The following is a 22,900-nucleotide window of genomic DNA, read 5'->3' on the forward strand; positions in this document are numbered from 1 at the left end:
TTTTAATCGCTACGAAGAAAGAAAGAGCTTCAACTTGGTTCTTTTTATAGATGTATCGGTTTAAAAAAGAAAGTATGGATTTACATAGTGCTAACACACAACAAATCACTTTTTTTTAATCAAAATTTTGTCCATAGATGATAACAAATCAGACTGAAAGATTGAATTTTGCCTCTACTAAAAATATTCCTCAATATCCAGATTTCTTGGATATTCAGGTTAAGTCTTTTAAAGATTTCTTTCAATTAGAAACGAAATCTGACGAAAGAGGCGACGAAGGTCTTTATAACACCTTCATGGAAAACTTTCCAATCACTGACACTAGAAACCAATTCGTTTTAGAGTTCCTTGATTATTTTGTTGACCCACCACGTTATACAATTCAAGAATGTATTGAAAGAGGACTTACGTATAGCGTGCCTTTAAAAGCAAGACTAAAACTATATTGTACAGATCCAGAGCACGAAGATTTTGAAACAATTGTTCAAGATGTTTATCTTGGTACAATTCCTTACATGACGCCAAGCGGTACATTTGTAATCAACGGTGCTGAACGTGTTGTTGTTTCGCAATTGCACAGATCTCCAGGTGTTTTCTTTGGACAATCTTTCCACGCAAATGGAACTAAACTATATTCTGCCAGAGTAATTCCTTTCAAAGGTTCTTGGATAGAATTTGCTACCGATATCAACAGCGTAATGTATGCGTATATCGATAGAAAGAAAAAATTACCAGTTACCACTCTTTTTAGAGCAATTGGTTTTGAAAGAGATAAAGACATTCTTGAAATTTTTGACCTTGCAGAAGAAATCAAAGTTTCAAAAACGGGTCTTAAAAAATACGTAGGCCGTAGATTGGCTGCGCGTGTTTTAAATACTTGGCACGAAGATTTCGTTGACGAGGATACTGGCGAAGTAGTTTCTATCGAGCGTAATGAGATCATCCTTGACCGTGACACCATTATCGACAAAGATAATGTGGAAGAAATTATCGAGGCTAATGTGAAAACTATTTTGTTGCACAAGGAAGATGCAAATCAAGGTGATTATGCCATCATCCACAACACGCTTCAAAAAGATCCAACCAACTCTGAAAAAGAAGCCGTTGAGCACATCTACAGACAATTGCGTAATGCAGAACCGCCTGATGAAGAGACTGCTCGTGGTATTATCGATAAATTGTTCTTCTCGGACCAACGTTACAACTTAGGTGAAGTAGGTCGTTACAGAATGAACAAAAAATTACAATTGGATATTCCGATGGAAAAGCAAGTCTTGACCAAAGAAGATATCATCACTATTGTAAAATACTTAATCGAATTGATCAACTCTAAAGCAGAGATTGATGATATCGATCACTTGTCAAACCGTCGTGTTAGAACAGTTGGTGAACAACTTTCTGCTCAATTCGGTGTAGGTTTGGCTCGTATGGCAAGAACCATTCGTGAGAGAATGAACGTTAGAGATAACGAGGTGTTTACACCAATTGACTTGATTAATGCTAAAACATTATCGTCAGTTATCAACTCTTTCTTTGGAACAAACCAGTTGTCTCAATTTATGGATCAAACGAATCCATTGGCTGAGATTACGCACAAAAGAAGATTGTCTGCCCTTGGACCTGGTGGTCTTTCGAGAGAAAGAGCTGGTTTTGAGGTTCGTGACGTTCACTATACGCACTACGGACGTTTATGCCCGATTGAAACACCAGAGGGACCAAACATTGGTTTGATTTCATCTCTTGGAGTTTATGCTAAGGTAAACGGAATGGGATTCATCGAAACGCCTTACCGTAAGGTAACTAACGGAAAAGTAGATCTTGAATCGACTCCTGTATATTTAAGTGCAGAAGAAGAGGAAGGAAAGATGATTGCCCAGGCAAATATCGAAATGGATGGCGCTGGACAAATTACTGCTGATAAAGTAATTGCCCGTGAGGAAGGTGACTTCCCGGTTGTTGATCCATCTGAAATTCATTATACTGACGTTGCACCAAACCAGATCGCTTCGATTTCGGCTTCTTTGATTCCTTTCTTGGAACATGATGATGCGAATAGAGCGTTGATGGGATCAAACATGATGCGTCAGGCGGTACCCTTGTTAAGACCAGAAGCTCCAATTGTTGGAACTGGTTTAGAAAGACAAGTAGCGTCTGATTCTAGAGTTTTGATCAATGCTGAAGGTAACGGAACTGTTGAATATGTAGATGCTAATATCATCACTATTAAATATGACAGGTCTGAAGAAGAAAGAATGGTAAGCTTTGACAGCGATGAAAAGACTTATAATTTGATCAAATTCAGAAAAACGAACCAGAGTACTTCTATCAACTTGAAACCGATCGTAAGAAAAGGAGACAGAGTTGTTAAAGGTCAAGTTTTATCAGAAGGTTATGCAACCCAAAACGGAGAGCTTGCTTTAGGTAGAAACCTAAAAGTAGCGTTCATGCCTTGGAAAGGGTACAACTTTGAGGATGCGATCGTGATTTCTGAAAAAGTGGTTCGCGATGACATTTTTACTTCTATCCACGTTGATGATTATTCATTAGAGGTTAGAGATACTAAATTAGGTAACGAAGAATTAACGAATGATATTCCAAACGTTTCTGAAGAAGCTACTAAAGATTTAGATGAAAATGGTATGATTAGAATTGGAGCAGAGGTGAAACCTGGCGACATCCTAATCGGAAAAATTACTCCAAAAGGAGAATCTGATCCAACTCCAGAAGAGAAATTGCTTCGTGCAATCTTCGGGGACAAAGCTGGTGATGTAAAAGATGCTTCGTTAAAAGCGTCTCCTTCTTTACACGGTGTGGTTTTAGACAAAAAATTATTCGCGAGAGCGGTAAAAGATAAACGTAAGAGAGGCCAAGACAAAGATAATTTGGCTGCTCTTGAATTGGAGTTCGAAACTAAATTTGTAGAATTAAAAGACAGATTGGTTGACAAACTTTTCAACATCGTTAACGGAAAAACTTCGCAAGGAGTTATGAATGATTTGGGTGAAGAAGTATTGCCAAAAGGTAAAAAATACACTCAAAAAATGTTAAACGCTGTTGAAGATTTCGCTCACTTAAGCAAAGGCCAATGGGTTGCAGACGATGAAACCAATAAAATGGTGAATGACTTGATCCACAACTATAAAATTAAGTTGAACGATTTACAAGGAGCATTGCGTAGAGAAAAATTCACGATCACTGTTGGAGATGAACTTCCAGCTGGAATCTTGAAATTAGCGAAAGTATATATCGCTAAAAAACGTAAGTTGAAAGTTGGGGATAAAATGGCGGGACGTCACGGTAACAAAGGTATTGTTGCAAGAATCGTTCGCCATGAAGATATGCCTTTCTTGGAAGACGGAACACCAGTTGATATCGTGCTGAACCCACTTGGGGTACCTTCACGTATGAACATCGGTCAGATTTATGAAACCGTTTTAGGATGGGCTGGACAAAAATTGGGACGCACTTATGCAACTCCAATCTTTGACGGTGCTTCTCTTGACCAGATCAATGAATTGACTGACGAAGCTGGAATTCCAAGATTCGGACATACGTACCTTTATGATGGAGGAACGGGAGATCGTTTCCACCAGCCAGCAACTGTTGGAGTTATCTATATGTTGAAATTAGGGCATATGGTTGATGACAAGATGCACGCGCGTTCTATCGGACCATACTCGTTGATCACACAACAGCCACTTGGAGGTAAAGCTCAATTTGGAGGTCAGCGTTTTGGAGAGATGGAGGTTTGGGCACTTGAGGCTTATGGAGCTTCAAGTACTTTAAGAGAAATCTTGACTGTTAAATCAGATGACGTAATTGGTAGAGCTAAAACTTACGAAGCTATCGTTAAGGGAGAATCTATGCCAGAACCAGGATTGCCAGAATCGTTCAACGTATTGATGCACGAATTGAAAGGTCTTGGATTAGACATCAGGTTAGAAGAATAAATAGTTTTCAGTAATCAGTGTTTGGTAATCAGTTTTTAAACTGCAAACTGAACACTGATCACTTTTTTAAATAGTTTTCAGGATTTATACCCGTAAACCGTTCCGATTTTTTATGAGTTTTTTCATAATTAGCACTTCAAAAATTTTGAGGTTTAGAGAAGTAATCCGAGGTAGTTTTTAAGTCATTTTGGCTTAAATAAGAATCAATTTTTTAATTGCAAATAAATCAATAGTAAAAACTATGATGAATAACAGAAATAATAAAGACAAGAACCCAATCAAAAGGTTCAATAAAATTTCGATAGGACTTGCTTCTCCAGAATCGATCTTGGCAGAGTCAAGAGGTGAGGTTTTGAAGCCAGAAACGATCAATTATAGAACACACAAACCAGAGCGTGACGGACTTTTCTGCGAAAGAATCTTCGGACCAGTAAAAGATTTCGAATGTGCTTGTGGTAAATATAAAAGAATTCGCTACAAAGGTATCGTTTGTGACCGTTGTGGTGTAGAAGTTACTGAAAAGAAAGTACGTAGAGACAGAGTTGGTCACATCAATTTAGTTGTGCCAATCGCTCACATCTGGTATTTCCGTTCGCTACCAAATAAAATTGGTTACATTTTAGGTCTTCCGTCTAAGAAATTAGACATGATCATTTACTACGAAAGATACGTAGTAATCCAAGCGGGTATTGCACAAAACCCAGAAGGAGAATCATTAAAAAGACTTGACTTTTTAACAGAAGAAGAATATCTAAATATTTTAGATACGCTTCCAATGGAAAACCAATATTTAGATGACAATGATCCAAATAAATTCATCGCCAAAATGGGTGCTGAATGTATTATGGACTTGTTGGCAAGAATTGACTTGGATGAATTATCATACCAATTGCGTCACTCAGCTAACAACGAGACATCAAAACAACGTAAAACTGAGGCTTTAAAAAGACTTCAAGTTGTGGAATCGTTCCGTGAGTCTAACTTGAACAGAGAAAATCGTCCAGAATGGATGATCATGAAAGTGGTTCCAGTTATTCCACCAGAATTACGTCCGTTGGTGCCACTTGACGGTGGTCGTTTTGCGACTTCAGATTTGAATGATTTGTACAGAAGAGTAATCATCCGTAACAATCGTTTGAAAAGATTGATGGAAATCAAAGCTCCAGAAGTAATCTTGAGAAACGAAAAACGTATGTTGCAGGAATCTGTAGATTCGTTATTCGATAATACAAGAAAAGCATCTGCTGTTAAAACAGAATCAAACAGACCTTTAAAATCACTTTCTGATTCATTGAAAGGTAAACAAGGTCGTTTCCGCCAGAACCTTTTGGGTAAACGTGTGGATTATTCTGCTCGTTCGGTAATCGTCGTTGGACCAGAATTAAAATTGTTCGAATGTGGTATCCCAAAAGATATGGCAGCCGAATTATACAAACCTTTTGTGATTCGTAAATTAATCGAAAGAGGAATTGTAAAAACTGTAAAATCAGCTAAAAAAATAATAGACAAAAAAGAGCCGGTAGTTTGGGATATTCTTGAAAATGTAATTAAAGGACACCCGATATTGCTGAATCGTGCTCCTACTTTGCACAGACTTGGTATCCAGGCGTTCCAGCCAAAATTAATCGAAGGAAAAGCGATCCAGCTTCACCCATTGGTTTGTACGGCATTTAACGCGGATTTTGATGGTGACCAGATGGCAGTCCACTTGCCATTAGGGCCGGAAGCTATTCTAGAAGCGCAACTATTGATGTTGGCTTCACACAATATCTTGAATCCTGCAAACGGGGCTCCAATTACGGTACCTTCTCAGGATATGGTTTTGGGTCTATATTATATGACCAAAGAGCGTATCTCTACAGAAGATCACAAAATTTTAGGTCAAGATTTGACTTTCTATTCATCTGAAGAAGTAAATATTGCATTAAACGAAGGAAGAGTTGAATTGAATGCTCGTGTAAAAATCAGGGCAAAAGATTTTAACGAAGCTGGAGAATTGGTGTACAAGATTATCCAAACAACAGCTGGACGTGTACTTTTCAACGAAGTAGTTCCAGAAGCAGCAGGATATATCAACCAGGTATTGACTAAAAAATCTTTGAGAGATATTATCGGTGGAATCTTAAGCGTAACAGATGTTCCAACAACTGCTGCCTTCCTTGATAATATGAAAGATATGGGATACAAATTTGCCTTTAGAGGTGGATTGTCATTCTCATTAGGAGATATTAGAATTCCAGAGCAAAAAACACAATTGATTGCTGATGCACGTGTACAGGTAGAAGGAATTTCTGCCAACTATAACATGGGTCTTATTACCAATAACGAACGTTACAACCAAGTTATTGATATCTGGACTTCTGCAAATGCACAATTGACAGAATTGGCAATGAAAAATATCCGTGAAGACCAACAAGGTTTCAACTCGGTATATATGATGCTTGACTCTGGTGCAAGGGGATCTAAAGAACAAATTCGTCAGTTGACCGGTATGCGTGGTTTGATGGCCAAGCCTAAAAAATCGACTGCTGGCGGTGGTGAAATTATTGAAAACCCGATTTTGTCTAACTTTAAGGAAGGACTTTCGATCCTTGAGTACTTTATCTCTACTCACGGTGCTCGTAAAGGTCTTGCGGATACGGCTTTGAAAACGGCCGATGCGGGTTACTTGACAAGAAGGCTTCATGATGTTTCTCAAGATGTTATCGTAAACACTGTTGATTGCGGTACTTTAAGAGGTGTTGATGTTGGAGCTTTGAAGAAAAACGAAGAAATCGTTGAAACTTTAGGAGAAAGAATCTTAGGACGTGTGGCATTGCAAGATGTTGTCAATCCTTTGACTAATGAAGTTTTAATAAAAGCAGGGGAACAAATTACCGAAGCGATCGTAAAAGCAATCGATGAATCTCCAATTGAAAAAGTGGAAGTTCGTTCGCCATTGACTTGCGAGGCTACTAAAGGTATCTGTGCTAAATGTTACGGAAGAAACCTTGCCACTGGAAAAATGACTCAAAGAGGTGAAGCTGTCGGTGTAATTGCTGCACAGTCAATTGGTGAGCCAGGAACACAGTTGACACTTCGTACCTTCCACGTCGGTGGGGTTGCGGGTGGACTTTCTGAAGAATCGAGCATCATTGTGAAATTTGCCGGACGTCTTGAAATCGAAGATTTGAAAACAGTTAAAGGGGAAGACCTTGAAGGAAATATTACAGATATTGTAATTTCTCGTTCAACTGAATTGAAATTGGTTGATGTTAAAACAGGAATCATCCTTAATACGCACAATATTCCTTACGGATCTAGTATTTTCGTTAAAGACGGAGATGTAGTTGAAAAAGGAGCTGTTGTTTGTAAATGGGATCCATATAATGGAGTTATTATTTCTGAATTTACGGGTAAAATTGCTTACGAAGATTTAGAACAAGGACAATCGTTCATGGTTGAAATCGATGAGCAGACTGGTTTCCAAGAAAAAGTAATTTCTGAAGGAAGAAATAAAAAATTAATCCCAACTTTATTGATTTATGGTAAAGATGGCGAATTGATCCGTTCTTATAACTTGCCAGTTGGAGCCCACTTGATGGTTGAAAACGGTGAGAAAATTAAGTCTGGTAAAGTTTTGGTAAAAATCCCGCGCCGTTCCTCAAAAGCGAATGATATCACCGGAGGTCTTCCAAGAATTACAGAGCTTCTTGAGGCTCGTAATCCTTCAAACCCTGCTGTGGTTTCTGAAATTGATGGAGTTGTTTCTTTTGGAAAAATCAAAAGAGGTAACCGTGAGATCGTTATCGAATCTAAATTTGGTGAGATCAAGAAATATCTTGTGAAACTTTCAAGCCAGATTCTTGTTCAAGAAAATGACTTCGTAAGAGCAGGAGTTCCATTGTCTGACGGAGCTATTACTCCAGATGATATCTTGAGAATCCAAGGACCGGCAGCGGTGCAGCAATATTTGGTGAATGAAATTCAAGAAGTTTACCGTCTTCAGGGTGTAAAAATCAACGACAAGCACTTTGAAGTTGTAATTCGCCAGATGATGCGTAAAGTTAGGGTTCAAGATCCAGGTGATACATTATTCTTAGAAGACCAATTGATCCATACAAAAGATTTTATCGTTGAAAATGATAAGCTTTATGGTATGAAAGTAATTGAAGACGCTGGGGATTCTGACAACTTGAAACCAGGACAGATTATTACGCCGCGTCAATTGCGTGATGAAAATTCACTATTGAAACGTAATGATAAAAATCAAGTTGTGGCAAGAGATGTGATCACGGCTACGGCTACGCCAGTACTTCAAGGTATCACAAGAGCTTCGTTACAGACGAAATCATTTATTTCTGCAGCGTCGTTCCAAGAAACTACAAAAGTATTGAATGAAGCAGCAGTTGCTGGAAAAGTCGATTACTTAGAAGGATTGAAAGAAAATGTTATCGTTGGCCACAGAATTCCTGCAGGTACAGGTATGAGAGACTATGATAATGTGATCGTAGGTTCAAAAGATGAGTACAACGAATTGATGGCTACAAAAGAAGAATATAATTATTAAGATATGAGCGATTCAAATCAACAACCGCAAGGTCAGATTAATATTGAACTGGATGAAAAAACAGCGGAAGGAATTTATTCTAACTTAGCGATCATCAACCATTCAGCATCAGAATTTGTATTGGATTTCGTAAGCATTATGCCCGGAATTCCAAAAGCAAAAGTGAAATCTAGAATTGTTTTGACGCCGCAGCACGCCAAAAGATTATTAAAAGCAATAGGAGAAAATATCCACAGATTTGAAAGCGCCCACGGCGAAATCAAAGACACGGAGCAACCTCCAATTCCTTTAAACTTTGGTCCTGCTGGACAAGCTTAAACCAAAAGCCTCTTGAGAAATCAAGAGGCTTTTTTTATGCAAAATTGAATTTTAACGACTTTTAAGGATCTTGGTCGACTTTATTTCTTCTGTTGTTTTTAAATAATTATGTTTATCTCAGAATTAAAATTTTGAACTCAAAAGAGTATTGATATACCACAAGTCAATATGTTTTTCCCGAAGATATTAATTATTATATCAATTTTTGAAAATGAAATTTTATTCGGAAACATCTCGAGAATACATTGAAACAGTTTTTAGTCATAATACAATTATCCGATTTTTAGTCGTTCTTGTTTTATTGATTTTTACTAGTGTGGGGCTTTTTGGTTGATCTATAAATTTAGTTACACATAGTAAGGTTTTTTAGTTAAGTAGAAATGCCCTTCTTTTTGTTTTGCCAAGCAGAATTGGAGGTTTTTTTGATATTTTACAGAAATGATTAAAGTTTTTTGATGAAACCTATTTTTGTTTACTAAATGTGTTTTATGTATAATTTTAGGGAGTAAAATATCAAATTTAAAATATTTTATTTTAATAGATATATCGTTAATAACTTTTTTGTTAAAACAACAAAAGTGTTAATTAAATGTTATATTTTCGAATTTTCAATTTAACTTAAATATTTACTATGATTACAAACTACTCTAATGTGTTGCGACAACCTCAGTCCCAACATACAATTGAGCCGGCCAACAAACCATATTTGCGGAAAGAAAGGCAATGTTTGGCGACGGGTTTGATTTTATTAATGATGCTTTGTTTGGCACCATTATCCTCCTTTGCTCAATCGATCACTAATTACACCTTTAGTACCACGACTGATGGTTCTTTAGAGGATTTAACAGTGGGTGCTACGGTTTTGATGACGGGTAATAGAGATACCGCTGCAACAGGTGTTTTTCCAATTGGCTTTGATTTTTATTTTATGGGTACTAAATACACTCATTTTAGTGGTAATTCAAATGGGCAATTGAGATTGCATCAAAGTAGTACAGAAACAGCGATTCCTACGAATGTTACAGGGCCTATCGCTAACATGGTTACCTTATTTCCGATGACAGGAGATAATGAGGTCAATGATGGAATGAAATTTAAAATGGTTGGTACAAAAGCAGTAATAGAATGGACTCAATTTTATGCTTATTTCTTTGACATTACAAATGCTGGAAACATGCAAGTATGGCTTCATCAGGATGGAAGAATAGAATATGTTTACGGAGACATTTATAATGCAGATGACGCTACAGTAACTCGTTCAATTGGGTTATCCTCTAGTAATACTGCCGCCACAGCTGGATATATTACTTTAGGTGCTACTCCCACATTTACTGCAGCAGCTACTTTTGTCGCAAATACCTTTGCTGCTGGATCTGGAACGACTACAGGTTCCCCTTTAATTGCAAATTTAGGTTCTAGTGCGAATGGAAGTAGAAGAGTTTTTTCATTTATTCCTATTGGTAATCCCGGGAATTCAATCGCTTCTATTTTAGCACCACCAACAGCTTTAAATTTTACGGCAGTTGGTCCCGTGAGTATGACATTAAATTGGACACCTGCATCCCCTTTGACAGGTGTTTTAAAATATGCTATCTATGTTTCAACAGATGGTGTCAATTACAATTTTTTTAATACAACTAACGTTGGAACTAATTCATATGTTGTTTCAAATTTAGTAGCAAATACAAATTACACATGGAAAATATTTTCCATAAGTGAAGGAGGTAAAAGTATTGAAGTTATAGGTTCACAAGCAACAACATTACCAGGTTCAAATACTGCGATTGCTTCTGGAAATTGGAGTAATACAGCAACTTGGTCATCTGGTGCAGTTCCAAATGAAGGAGATAACGTTACAGTTCCAGCTGGGTTAACAGTAACTCAAGATGATGCAGCTGCAAAATCATACAACTTGACAGTTGATGGAAATTTAGTTTATTCAGCTACTACTGCTGCCAATTTGGTAGTTGGTAATAGTGTCACAATTAATTCAACAGGAAATTTGACAGGTCCTGCAACAGGGACTGTGGTTACTCACGGTTTAACAGTTGGAGGCAACTTAGTTAATAATGGTGTTTTGGATCTTAGTACAAACACTGCTGGAGTGATTTTAACATTCAATGGCACTTTAACGTCTAATTTTACGGGTACAGGTTCTGTTAATGACTTGTATAGTTTGTCTTTATCTAAATCGTCAATTTCGGTTTTAGTAGAGGTAAACCTTACTAATTTTAGTGTAAGAGGTTTGTCAACTTTGTCAACAGGTGCTTTATTAAATGGAACTGAAACAGGCACTTTAAAATTTAGTGGGACAAATACATTTGACGGAACGTTATGGAATACTGCAAATTATACGATTGGTGTTGGATACGGTTTTTGGTTAAACAATCCAAATTTTACTGTAAACGCTATGAGTAGTGTTGCAGGTGTACAAGGATTATTGCGTGTTTCTGCAGGAACCTATAATGTTGGAACAGTGGCGGGAAATACATTAAATTTATTGAGTAATTCAAAAGTAATTATTGAAGGTGGTACTGTAAATTCTGCTTCTCGTATTGCTGTTAGTGCAGCTGCAAATATTGTGAACTTCACACAAACAGGTGGAACAATTAATGTAAATTCAGTTGGAAATACAAATACAACATTTGCTTCTTTTGATTTGGGTACTTCTGTTGCTTCAACAGTGTCAATAACTGGGGGGAATATTAATGTTATTTTGGCAAATACTGCAACTAGTGGACCAAGAGACGTGAGAGGAACTTCAATAGCAAATCCTACATTAACTGGAGGGTCAGTTAATTTTGGGACAACAGCTTCAGGAGGAGCAAAAACTTTCTTCTTTACAGGAAGCATTCCAAAATTCACAATAAACAATGCTTCGGCAAATCATTCACTTTCACTTTCAGGTAATGCATCAACATTTTTAGATGTTACAGTTCCTGCAAGCTCTACTTTAAATTTGAATGGAAATACGTATACTAATAGAGGTTCTGTTCTAACAAATAACGGAACGCTAACTGGAACTGCGACATCAAGTGCATTATACTTCTTATCCACTACAGCTGCAGGTCAAACCTATACTGGTACCGGAATTGTTACTCCAGGTTTAAGGGTTCTTACTGTTAATACAGGAATTGGTAATCTAACTTTAGATCCGGCAATCACTGGAATTAATGCTTTGAGAATTAATTTGATAACAGGAACTGTTGTTAATAGTGGTAAATTTACAATTGGATCAGGAGCAGCTTTAGCAGCAAGCGTTTACATTGGTGATGCTGCATTGGCAACTTCTGGAGGGAATTTTGACTCTGCACCAGTTTTTAACTTAGGAACAGGAACATTTTCTGTAAACTATTTGCAAGAATCTGTAGCTAGAACTTCAGGTTTTGAAATTCCATCAACAAGAACTGTAAATACGATGACGGTCAATAATACAAATGGTGTTGTTTTAGCTGGTGGTCCGGTTGATGTTTTAACAACATTGACATTGACAGCGGGAAACCTTACTACAACAAATGCTAATTTATTGACACTAGGAAGCGCAACTGCTGCAGGAACATTGACAGGAGGTTCTGCAATTTCTTACATCAATGGTCCGATTGCAAGAACAATTGCAACAGGAAATGCTAATACTTCTTATATTTTATATCCCGTTGGTAAAGTAGCATACGCGCCTATTTCAATAGCGCCTACGACGACTTCGGTTACTAATTTTAAAGCGGAAACATTTGATACTAATCCAGGAACAGAAGATCCTTCTATCATTGGATTAAACCAAACAAGAAGATGGGAAGTGCCTTTGGTATCGGGTACTATTACCGATTTGAATGTAAAAATTGAAGATGCAGGAATCGTGAGTGCTAATATTCCGGTTCATTCCGCTACAGCTACAGGTGCTTACGCTGCAACTTTTGGATCTACAGGAACTTATGTGGCAGGAACACCAAATACGCTTCAGTCAATTAGTCCAATGAGTGCAGGAAATTATGTTGGATTTATTGGGTATGCAACTTCAAATACTTGTTCAGGAACACCAACTCCGGGTAATACTGTAGCTTCTGCACCAACAATCTGTTTAGGAGGTTCAGTAACTTTGTCTTTGCAAAACGCAACTGTGGGGACAGGTGTAACTTACGTATGGGAAAGTTCTGTTGACGGAACGGTTTACGCACCAATTACTGGAGCTACAGCTGCAACTTACGTAGCGACTCCATCAGGAGCAATGTTTTACAGAGCTTCTGTTACTTGTAGCGGAAATACAGGTGTTTCTGTTCCGGTTCAAATTACATTTACAAATAACATTGCAACAACTGCTCCGGCAACACGTTGTGGAGTGGGTACGGTAAGTTTGGGGGCAACTCCAAATGCAGGAGGAACAGTTAATTGGTACAGCGCAAGCACAGGGGGTAATTTGTTAGGGACAGGTACTACATTTACAACACCTGAAATTAGCACAACCACTAATTTTTATGCGGCTTCTGAAAGTGCTATTTCTGGGCTTATGAGAGTAGGTACGGCATCAACTTTAACGGGAGATATAGAACAACCAACTGCATTTTGTAATAGATGGGCAAATTATACAAGTCAAACTATTTATACTGCTTCTGAGCTTATTTCTTTTGGACTTAGAGCAGGTAATATTACCTCAATGGCTTATGATATAACAACTTTAGGGGACGCAGCAACAAATGCAAACTTTAATGTGAAAATTGGTACTATTGCAGCTAATAATTTTGGTAATAGTACATTTTTGAATACAACGGCTTATACTTCAGTATATGGACCTTTAACATACACGCATACAGCTACAGGTTGGCAAACAATTAATTTTTCAACACCTTTCGTATGGGATGGAGTTTCAAATATTATTGTACATGTTAGCTATAGCGGTGCTAATTCAATTAACAATTCAAGAACGTACTTTACTGCAACGACTGATTCAAAAGTTTTATATTCTACAGCTTCAGCACCAACGACAGGAACATTGTCTAATAATAGACTTAATGTGGTGTTTGCTGGGCAAGTAGCGTGTAGCTCATCAAGAGTAGAAGTTGTTGCAACGGTGACAACTCCGCCAGTATTTACATTAAGCGGAAATCCTGTGGCAATCTGTTCTGGACAATCTTCAACGCCTGTTACAGTAACTTCTGCTGCTTCAGATTATGATACTTATGTTTGGTCTCCTTCGACAGGAGTTTCAGGTGATGCAGCTACAGGTTGGGTTTTTAATCCAGCAATAACTACATCGTATACTTTGACAGCTTCACAAAGTGCGGGTTCCTTGTGTAATACGACAGCTTCTGTCGTAATATCTGTAAATGCTTTACCGACACCAATTACAATTGCTCCATCACCAGCAAGCGTTTGTGAAAATACGATACTTCCTCTTGTTGTCTCTGGAGGGAATATTACAGGTGTTGTAGGTAAAATAGGTTCTGGTGTTGCTACAAATAACACAACTACTCCATTCAAAGGTAATTGGGGTGGGTCAAAATCTCAAGCACTTTATACTGCTGCTGAGTTGGCTGCATTAGGTTTGCAAGCAGGACAAAAAGTAAGCTCAATTGGTTATGTTTCTTTGTCAGGAACTCCATCGGCTTTCAATAACTTTACGATTTCTGCAGGTTTTGTCAGCGCTACCACTTTAGGTACTACCTTTATTTCTGGTGCAAGTACGTTAGTTTATGCGCCGGCAACTTATACTCCTTCAACAGGAACAGGCAACTTGGATTTTTCTATTGCTACGCCATTAGTTTGGGATGGTATTTCAAATCTTTTAGTTGAAACTTGTTTCAATAACGGTACAAGCGGAAATGGTTCGGCATCGTCGCTTTCAATACAGTCATCTACAGTTGCTTCGGGTTTAAATTTATATAGATCCCAAGACAATATTGCTGATTTTTGTTCTAATGCAACTGCTCCAGTTAGTGCGACGAATCGTCCAAATCTTAGAATTACTACTTTAGAAAATACTAATTTTGCATGGTCGCCAATAACAAACCTTTATTCTGATGCTGCAGCCACAACCGCTTATGTTGCAGGAACAAATGCAAGTACCGTTTACTTTAAGGCTACTGCAGCTTCGGCGGCAACTACTTATACTGTAACGGGAACTTCGGCTCAATCTTGCTCAACAACAGCAACGGTGGCCGTAACGGTTAATGCCAATGTTGCTCCAAACTTTGCTGCAATTCCAGCATTTTGTTCAGGATCTGCAGCTCCAACTTTAGCAACTACCTCTCCAAATGGAGTTACAGGAACTTGGAGTCCGGCAACGGTTAGCAATACAGCAAGTGGAACGTATGTGTTTACACCGACTGCGGGACAATGTGCCACTACACAAACATTAAGTGTAACAGTTACAACTACTGCGGCGCCAACAGGTACATCGCCGCAAGATTATACTACAGGAAATACGCTTGCTGACTTTGTTGTAGTTGGAACAGGAATTATTTGGTATGACGCTGCAACTGGAGGAAATGTTCTGCCTTCTACAACAGTATTGGTTTCTGGCGTGACTTATTATGCATCACAAACTGTTGGAGGATGTGAAAGTCCGACAAGGCTTCCTATAACGGCGGGTAATAATTTAAAAGTGGACGGTTTTGGTTTCAAATCATTGAAATACTATCCAAACCCTGTAAATAATGTGTTGACTGTTTCCTACAGTGAAGAAATTACAGGATTGAAATTGTACAATATGGTGGGTCAGGAATTAATGAATAAAAAAGTTAGTTCAACAGAAACACAACTTGATATGTCACATTTACCGGCAGGTTCTTACTTGCTGGAAGTATCTTCAGGTGTGCAATCAAAAATGGTTAAGTTGCTTAAGAATCAATAATTCATAGTATTTTGATTATTTAAAAGCCTCTTTCGGGAGGCTTTTTTTTATACGATTTGTTCTGCATTTTAACCTGATTTTTTTGCTTTTGGGTGATTCTTAACTTATTAGTAATATTAATGGCTTTTATATTACAAATCAATGGCTATCTTTGGCCTAGAAATTTTTAAGATTATTTTATGAAAAACACTTTACATTTTACATTTTTACGGACGCTTATCGTACTTGCGTTTGGTTTATTTTTTAACGTTGCTTGGGGGCAAACAGTTAATCATACATTTTCAGATACAAATGGAACCATTGACGATAATATTTCTTATACATCACAACAAAACAGTTCTGGTACTTCTCCAGCAATAAATAGTGGTCAGTTAAGATTGTATTATGCAAGCAGTGGCAATGGAGGTTCAATTACGCTATCTCCTTCTGGAGGAGCTATAATTACGCAAGTTAAAATAACAGCTGCGACAACTCCAACTGTAAAATACAATATAAATGGTTTAGGAGACTTAACGGCTTCAAGGTCGGGAAGTGTATATACAATATCAGGGATATCAGCTGAAACAAGTTTAAGAATAAGAAATGCAAACACCACTAATACACAATTAAGGATAGAGAGTATTGAAATAACATATACTATTCCTGTAGTTGCGCCACCTGTTGTAACACCTGAAGCATTTGTTGGTACTTATAATACCTCTTTTAGTCATCTTATATCTACATTTTAGGCCTAATTGGTTTGGTTTATGTTTTTTATAAAATGAAAAATAAATTCCAAGGTACAAACTAGTAATAGTTCTTTAAATTTCAAAAAGGCTACATTTAATTATGTAGCCTTTTTTTTGTTACATGCCTTTGTATAATTGTTTTTTTAGTAAAAAAAGCAAAAATATCATTTGTTTTTAATCGTATTAATATGTCTTTAGTCGATTTTAAGTTAATTAATAGTAAATATGTTTAATTTTAATTAATTTGGGTGATTATTTAAAAATCAAAAATTTATGACAAATTATTACTTTAATGTAAGATAAAGTGTTAAATATTTGTCTTTGAAAAGAAAGATTAGTTGTGCTATTGCTAAGAAAAAAAAAACTTGGCAACTACTGTCGATCTTAAGTGTTCTGTTTTTTACATCAATTGGTGTAAATGCACAAGTTACAATTGGAGGAGGAATCACAACTTCATCAAGTTTTCCAATTGCAAGTAATTGGGGGTATAATTACACGCAGCAAATTTTTCTGAAATCCGAAATAAATGCTACGGGAAATATTACCTCTATCACATTTACCCCAACAACAACTATAGCTGCTGGGAACTTTAATACTAGTAAAGATTGGGTTGTTTATTTGGGACATACTAATAAAACAGCGTTTGCTTCAAATACTGACTGGGTTCCGGTAACAGGATTGACTCAAGTATTTAATGGTGTTGTAAGTTTTCCAGCAGCATTGCTAGGAGCCGTGACTATTACTTTTACTACTCCTTTTGCGTATAATAATATAGATAATTTGGTAGTAGCAATTGATGAAAATACACCAGATTATGGAACTGTCGTATCTTGGAAAGCGACTAGTTATGGTTCAAATAATAGGGGGATATATTATAGAAGTGATAATACAAATCCTAATCCAACAAGTCCTCCAACAGGTACAAGGTTGACAACACTTTCAGATGTTGTGTTAGGTGGAATTGCTCAAGCTTGCCCATCTCCAACAGCTTTGACTTCAGTAGTCAATTCAGCAACAACTGCAACTTTAGGTTGGGCTACTTTAACAAATGGAGGTAATGATTTTGAAATTAAAATACAATTAGCTGGAGCAGGTGTTCCAGCAAGTTCAGGAACTGCGGTTTCAGGAACAAGTTATTCTGATGCAGTTCTTACGGCAAATACAAATTATGAATTTTATGTAAGAAAAGTGTGTGGAGTTGACGGAAATAGTGGATGGGTTGGACCAAAAACTTTCTCAACACCAGTTTCTTGTTTTGTACCCACAGCATTAACCGGAACTCCGACTTCAGTATCTTCAGCTACTCTTTCTTGGGTATCACCTACTGCATCTCCAGGATCAGGGTATCAATGGCAAGTTCGTACAACAGGAGCAGGAGGAAGTGGTGCAACTGGGCTGGCTGATAGTGGTTTATCTTCGATAACTACAGCAACGACAGTATTATTAACAGCAAACACATCGTATAAATTGTACGTTCGATCAAATTGTGGTAGTGGAGATTTTAGTACATGGAGTGAATCTGGTTCTTTCTTTACAGGATATTGTATGCCAGCTTCAAATGCAACCAGCTTGACTTACATTAGTAGTTTTTCAACGACAGGATCTATCACTAACATTTCTAATTTAGCTTCAGGATATACTGCAGGTGGCTATCAAAATAATTATGCATCAACTACTGTAACCAGTTACGCCGCAGGGGTAATTAATACCGATATATCAATTGTAGGAGGTACAACTGGAGTTGCATTTTGGGTTGACTGGAATAAAAATTTTGTTTTTGAAACCTCTGAGAGAGTTATTAATTCAGCAGCATATCTTGAAGCAGGATCTTATACAGCATCTATTAATGTTCCTGCAGGAACATTAAATGGAGAATATCGTTTGAGAATAAAAACAGATTACAATGCAGCGAGTCCTGATCCGTGTACCAATGGAGGAACTCGTACAGAAACTGAAGATTATAAAATAACAATTGTAACACAGCCAACAGATACTCCAGATTATTTTGGACTTCAATCGCCAGTCGTAGCATCAACACAGCCAGGAATTTCAACCACCGTTTATGGTCAGGTTTATGAAGCGGGTTTAACTGATGTGGAGCCAGGTCTTTCTGGACAAGCAACAGGTATTGTAGCTTGGATTGGTATTAGCCCTGCCGGACAAAATACAAATCCAAATACTTGGACAACATGGACTCCAGCAACTTTTAATGCTGCTTATGTAGGTAATAATGACGAATATCAATTAGCTATTGGCGCAAACTTAGCACCTGGTACTTATTATTATGCGACTCGTTATCAATTGAATTTTGGACCTTATGTATATGGAGGGATCGATACTGCGGGTATCGGAAATACTTGGGATGGAACAACATTTAATAGTGGTGTTTTGACAATAAATCCTACTGCAAACGATGAATGTTCAGGAGCGGTAGCCTTAACATTAGGTACACAAATCGTGACATCAAATGCATATGCAACCAAATCACCAGAACCAGTGCCTACATGTGGTGATTTTAATTTCGCAACTACAGCTAAAGATATATGGTATAGCGTTGTAGTTCCAGCAAATGTATCTCGATTAGATATTGAAACTACCAATAATTCAGATACAAACATTACTGACAAGGCAATACAAGCTTATAGAGGTGTATGCGGGTCATTAGTTTCTATTGAATGTGATGATGATGATTCACCAGATGGATTATTTTCTCTATTAAATCTAACAGCTTTGACTCCGGGAGAAACAATTTATGTAAGAGCTTGGGGATATAACGGAAGTGGCGGTTCGTTTAAAATTAAAGCATCTGTACCAGCGTGTGGTATCGAAACAAGATGGGATGGAACAGCTTGGTCAAATGGAAATCCAGTAGCGGGAATAGTAGCTGTTATTAATGGCAATTACTCTGGTCCAGGATTTGAAAGTTGTGCGTTAGACATAATCGGAACTTCTCAAGTTACATTTACTTCAGGAAGTAATTTAATTGTAAATGGTTTAGTTAATGTTGCTTCAACGGCATCAATGACTTTAGAAAGTAATGCAAATTTAGTACAGGTAGCAACAGGAACAAATATTGGAAACATTACAGTAAAAAGAGAATCAGCACAATTGGTTCGTTTAGATCATACACTTTGGTCTTCACCCGTAGCGACTCAAAATTTATATGCTTTTTCGCCAAATACGTTGACTAATCGTTTTTATGTTTACAATACGCCGACAAATACGTATGTGACAACAGGGATTTCTGCTACAACCAACTTTGTAGTTGGAAAAGGGTATGGTGTTCGTGCTCCAAACGATCATTCAACAACTCCAGCAACTTGGATGGGATCTTTTACAGGTAATCCAAATAATGGAAGTAAATCATTTACTTTAGTAACAACTGGAACAGGATTTAATCTTGTTGGAAATCCTTATCCTTCTGTCATTGATGCTTCGTTATTTGTTGCAGCCAATAGTGCTAGAATAAACGGAACGCTATATTTCTATGCGCATACATTAACAATGAGTCCATCAGGAACGTTTCCAACAGGTACAAATTATGCACTTTGGAATGCAACTGGTCAAACAGCAGCATCAGTAGGGACGTCAGGAGTTCCGGCTTTGGTTCCAAACGGAAAAATTCAAGTAGGGCAAGGATTTTTTGTGAAGTCAACTGCTTCCGGAAGTGTTAGTTTTACTAATGCAATGCGTGAAGCAAGTAACGGAAATCAATTTTTCAGATTAGCTTCTGAAGTTCAGACTACATCTGAGACTGAAAAGCACAGATTGTGGTTGAATTTAACAAATGCGGAAGGAACAACTTTTAATCAAGTTTTGATTGGATATGTTGCTGGAGCAACGCAAGAGGTTGACAATCTTTATGACGGTTTGTCTTTTGGAAACGAAGGGAGCGCTTTGTCTTCAAGATTAAACAACGAAGATTTCACTATTCAAGGTAGAGCTTTGCCTTTCAATCCCACAGATGTGGTTCCTTTAGGATTAACGGCAATAACTCCTGGGAATTATACCATTTCGCTTTCAGATAAGGATGGACTTTTTGCTGGTGATCAAAATGTATATGTAAAAGACAATGAAAATGGTTCTGTAAATAATATTAAAATAGCACCATACACATTTACATCAGAAGCAGGAACGTTCAATAATCGTTTTGAAATTGTTTATCAAGTAAATCTTTCAAATCCTGAAAATGCTTTTACTTCTAATTCGGTAGTTGCTTATGTTAAAAATGCACAACTAAACATTCAAACAAAAGGAAATTCAATGAAAGCAGTTTCAGTGTTTGATGTAAGAGGACGTTTGATATTTCAGCAATCAGGCATCAATGCGGCAGATTTTACTGCTCAAGGTTTGAGTGCTCAAAATCAAGTACTGCTTGTTCAAGTTACATCAGAAAATGGCGAAGTAGCAACAGTTAAAGTAATTTTTTAAATTTAAGAAGATGAAAAAATATATAGCAAAAAGTTTTTTAGTAGTTATTGCTTTTTTAATGAGTACTGTTGCATTCGCACAAGGGGATTTTGGAGGAGATCCAGCAGACACGAATCCAACGGATGAACCAGCGGCTCCAATTTCAGATTACATCTGGGTTTTAGCCATAATTGGTTTGGTTTATGTTTTTTATAAAATGAAAAATAGATTCCAAGTTGCGAAATAAGTAATTTTAGTTAAATCAAAAAGAGCCGTATCAATTGATACGGCTCTTTTATTTTATAAAAAATAATTGTTTGAAATTATTCAAATTCAGAGGTGAAGAATAATTTTACGCTTGGATATTTGTTCTGGGTCATTTGGATCGTAAAATCAGAATCGGCTAAAAAGACCAATTGGCCATATTTGTCATGTGCCAAAAATTTCTGCTTGATTCGCTTGAATTCCTTAAATTCATCGTTTTTGGCATCGTCAGGTTTCACCCAGCACGCTTTGTGAACCGGGAAATTTTCATAAGAACATTTAGCGCCGTATTCGTGCTCTAAGCGGTATTGAATTACTTCGTATTGCAGCGCTCCCACCGTTCCGATTATTTTTCGATTGTTCATTTCTAAAGTAAAAAGCTGTGCCACACCTTCGTCCATCAATTGGTCAATTCCTTTGTCAAGCTGTTTTGCTTTCATCGGATCAGCATTATTGATATAACGGAAATGCTCTGGAGAAAAACTCGGAATTCCCTTAAAACTCATCATTTCTCCTTCAGTCAATGTATCTCCAATTTTGAAATTACCCGTATCGTGAAGACCAACAATGTCTCCAGGATATGAAATATCAACAATTTCTTTTTTCTCTGCAAAAAATGCATTCGGGCTCGAAAATTTTAAATTTTTCTTTTGACGAACGTGTAAGTAAGGCTTGTTTCTTTCAAAAGTTCCGGATACGATTTTAACAAAAGCCAATCGGTCTCTGTGTTTCGGATCCATATTTGCGTGAATCTTAAAAACAAATCCAGATAATTTTTCTTCGTAAGGATCAACCAATCTTGTTTCAGATTCTTTGGGTCTTGGTGATGGAGCGATTTCTACAAAACAATCTAAAAGCTCGCGAACCCCAAAATTATTCAAGGCAGAACCAAAGAAAACGGGCTGTAAAGTTCCATCTAAATATTCGTCTCTATTGAAATCAGGATAGACTTCATTGATTAATTCTAATTCTTCACGAAGTCTGTCAGCTGGTTTTTGACCGATAATTTTTTCTAATTCAGGGCTTTGAACATCTGAAAAAGCGATGGTTTCTTCAATGTTTTTTCTGCTGTCGCCACTGAAAAGGTTGATGCTTTTTTCCCAAAGATTGTAAATTCCCTGAAAGTCATAACCCATTCCGATAGGGAAACTTAAAGGAGTAACTCTTAATCCCAGTTTTTGTTCCACTTCGTCCATCAAGTCAAAAGCATCTTTTCCTTCACGGTCAAGTTTGTTGATGAAAACAATCATCGGAATGTTTCGCATTCTACAAACGGCAACTAATTTCTCCGTTTGTTCCTCAACACCTTTTGCTACGTCAATTACCACAATAACGCTGTCAACAGCAGTTAAAGTTCGGTAAGTATCTTCAGCAAAGTCCTTGTGTCCTGGTGTATCCAGAATGTTGATTTTTTTGTTTTGGTAGTTAAATGCCAATACCGATGTGGAAACCGAAATACCTCTTTGGCGCTCAATTTCCATAAAATCAGACGTGGCGCCTTTTTTTATTTTATTATTTTTAACCGCTCCAGCTTCTTGGATGGCACCTCCAAATAAAAGTAATTTTTCAGTCAGTGTCGTTTTTCCGGCATCGGGATGGGAAATAATCCCAAAGGTTCTTCTTCTTTCTATTTCTTTTTGAAAACTCATATCCTGTATAAAATGGATTGCAAAAATACTATTTATTCAACAAATAATCATTGTATAATAATAAGAGAAAAAAAGAGTTCTCTTTTTTTGTTACAACTGTAGTAGAATCAACCAAAATACCTTTAATTATTTGTTAATAAATTTTTGTTAATAGTAAGGGCACTACTTGTTTAATGCGATTGAATTGT

At 37.1% G+C, this 22,900-nt stretch carries 8 protein-coding genes; 7 read left to right on the plus strand and 1 reads right to left on the minus strand.

What is annotated here, in order from left to right:
* The first annotated feature begins 137 nt into the window (after positions 1–137).
* From rpoB to EG849_RS10620, 7 genes are all read left to right on the plus strand, one after another.
* Positions 138–3,950 carry a DNA-directed RNA polymerase subunit beta gene (gene rpoB, locus EG849_RS10590; protein WP_125013057.1) on the plus strand — a complete coding sequence of 1,271 codons (3,813 nt, stop codon included), beginning with the start codon at positions 138–140 and terminating at the stop codon, positions 3,948–3,950.
* Positions 3,951–4,191: 241 nt separating this feature from the next.
* Positions 4,192–8,499, plus strand: coding sequence for a DNA-directed RNA polymerase subunit beta' (gene rpoC / locus EG849_RS10595; RefSeq protein ID WP_125013058.1), 4,308 nt, complete (start codon positions 4,192–4,194; stop codon positions 8,497–8,499).
* Positions 8,500–8,502: 3 nt separating this feature from the next.
* On the plus strand, positions 8,503–8,817 hold the full coding sequence (locus EG849_RS10600) for a DUF3467 domain-containing protein (protein WP_125013059.1): 315 nt from the start codon (positions 8,503–8,505) through the stop codon (positions 8,815–8,817).
* A 631-nt stretch (positions 8,818–9,448) separates the two neighbouring features.
* The gene (locus EG849_RS10605; RefSeq protein WP_125013060.1) at positions 9,449–15,661 is read left to right on the plus strand and encodes an Ig-like domain-containing protein; all 6,213 of its coding nucleotides are present in this window, start codon (positions 9,449–9,451) and stop codon (positions 15,659–15,661) included.
* 179 nt (positions 15,662–15,840) lie between these two features.
* The gene (locus EG849_RS10610; RefSeq protein WP_125013061.1) at positions 15,841–16,389 is read left to right on the plus strand and encodes a hypothetical protein; all 549 of its coding nucleotides are present in this window, start codon (positions 15,841–15,843) and stop codon (positions 16,387–16,389) included.
* Between the two features lie 321 nt (positions 16,390–16,710).
* Positions 16,711–20,820 carry a GEVED domain-containing protein gene (locus tag EG849_RS10615; protein ID WP_125013062.1) on the plus strand — a complete coding sequence of 1,370 codons (4,110 nt, stop codon included), beginning with the start codon at positions 16,711–16,713 and terminating at the stop codon, positions 20,818–20,820.
* A gap of 10 nt (positions 20,821–20,830) precedes the next feature.
* Positions 20,831–21,046 carry a hypothetical protein gene (locus EG849_RS10620; RefSeq protein WP_125013063.1) on the plus strand — a complete coding sequence of 72 codons (216 nt, stop codon included), beginning with the start codon at positions 20,831–20,833 and terminating at the stop codon, positions 21,044–21,046.
* Between the two features lie 76 nt (positions 21,047–21,122).
* On the opposite strand, the gene EG849_RS10625 is transcribed toward EG849_RS10620, so the two are convergent.
* Positions 21,123–22,712 (minus strand): peptide chain release factor 3, encoded by a 1,590-nt coding sequence (locus EG849_RS10625; RefSeq protein ID WP_125013064.1) that lies wholly within the window; start codon positions 22,710–22,712, stop codon positions 21,123–21,125.
* Positions 22,713–22,900: the final 188 nt, after the last annotated feature.

Source organism: Flavobacterium macacae (assembly GCF_003865365.1).
GTDB classification, from domain to species: domain Bacteria; phylum Bacteroidota; class Bacteroidia; order Flavobacteriales; family Flavobacteriaceae; genus Flavobacterium; species Flavobacterium macacae.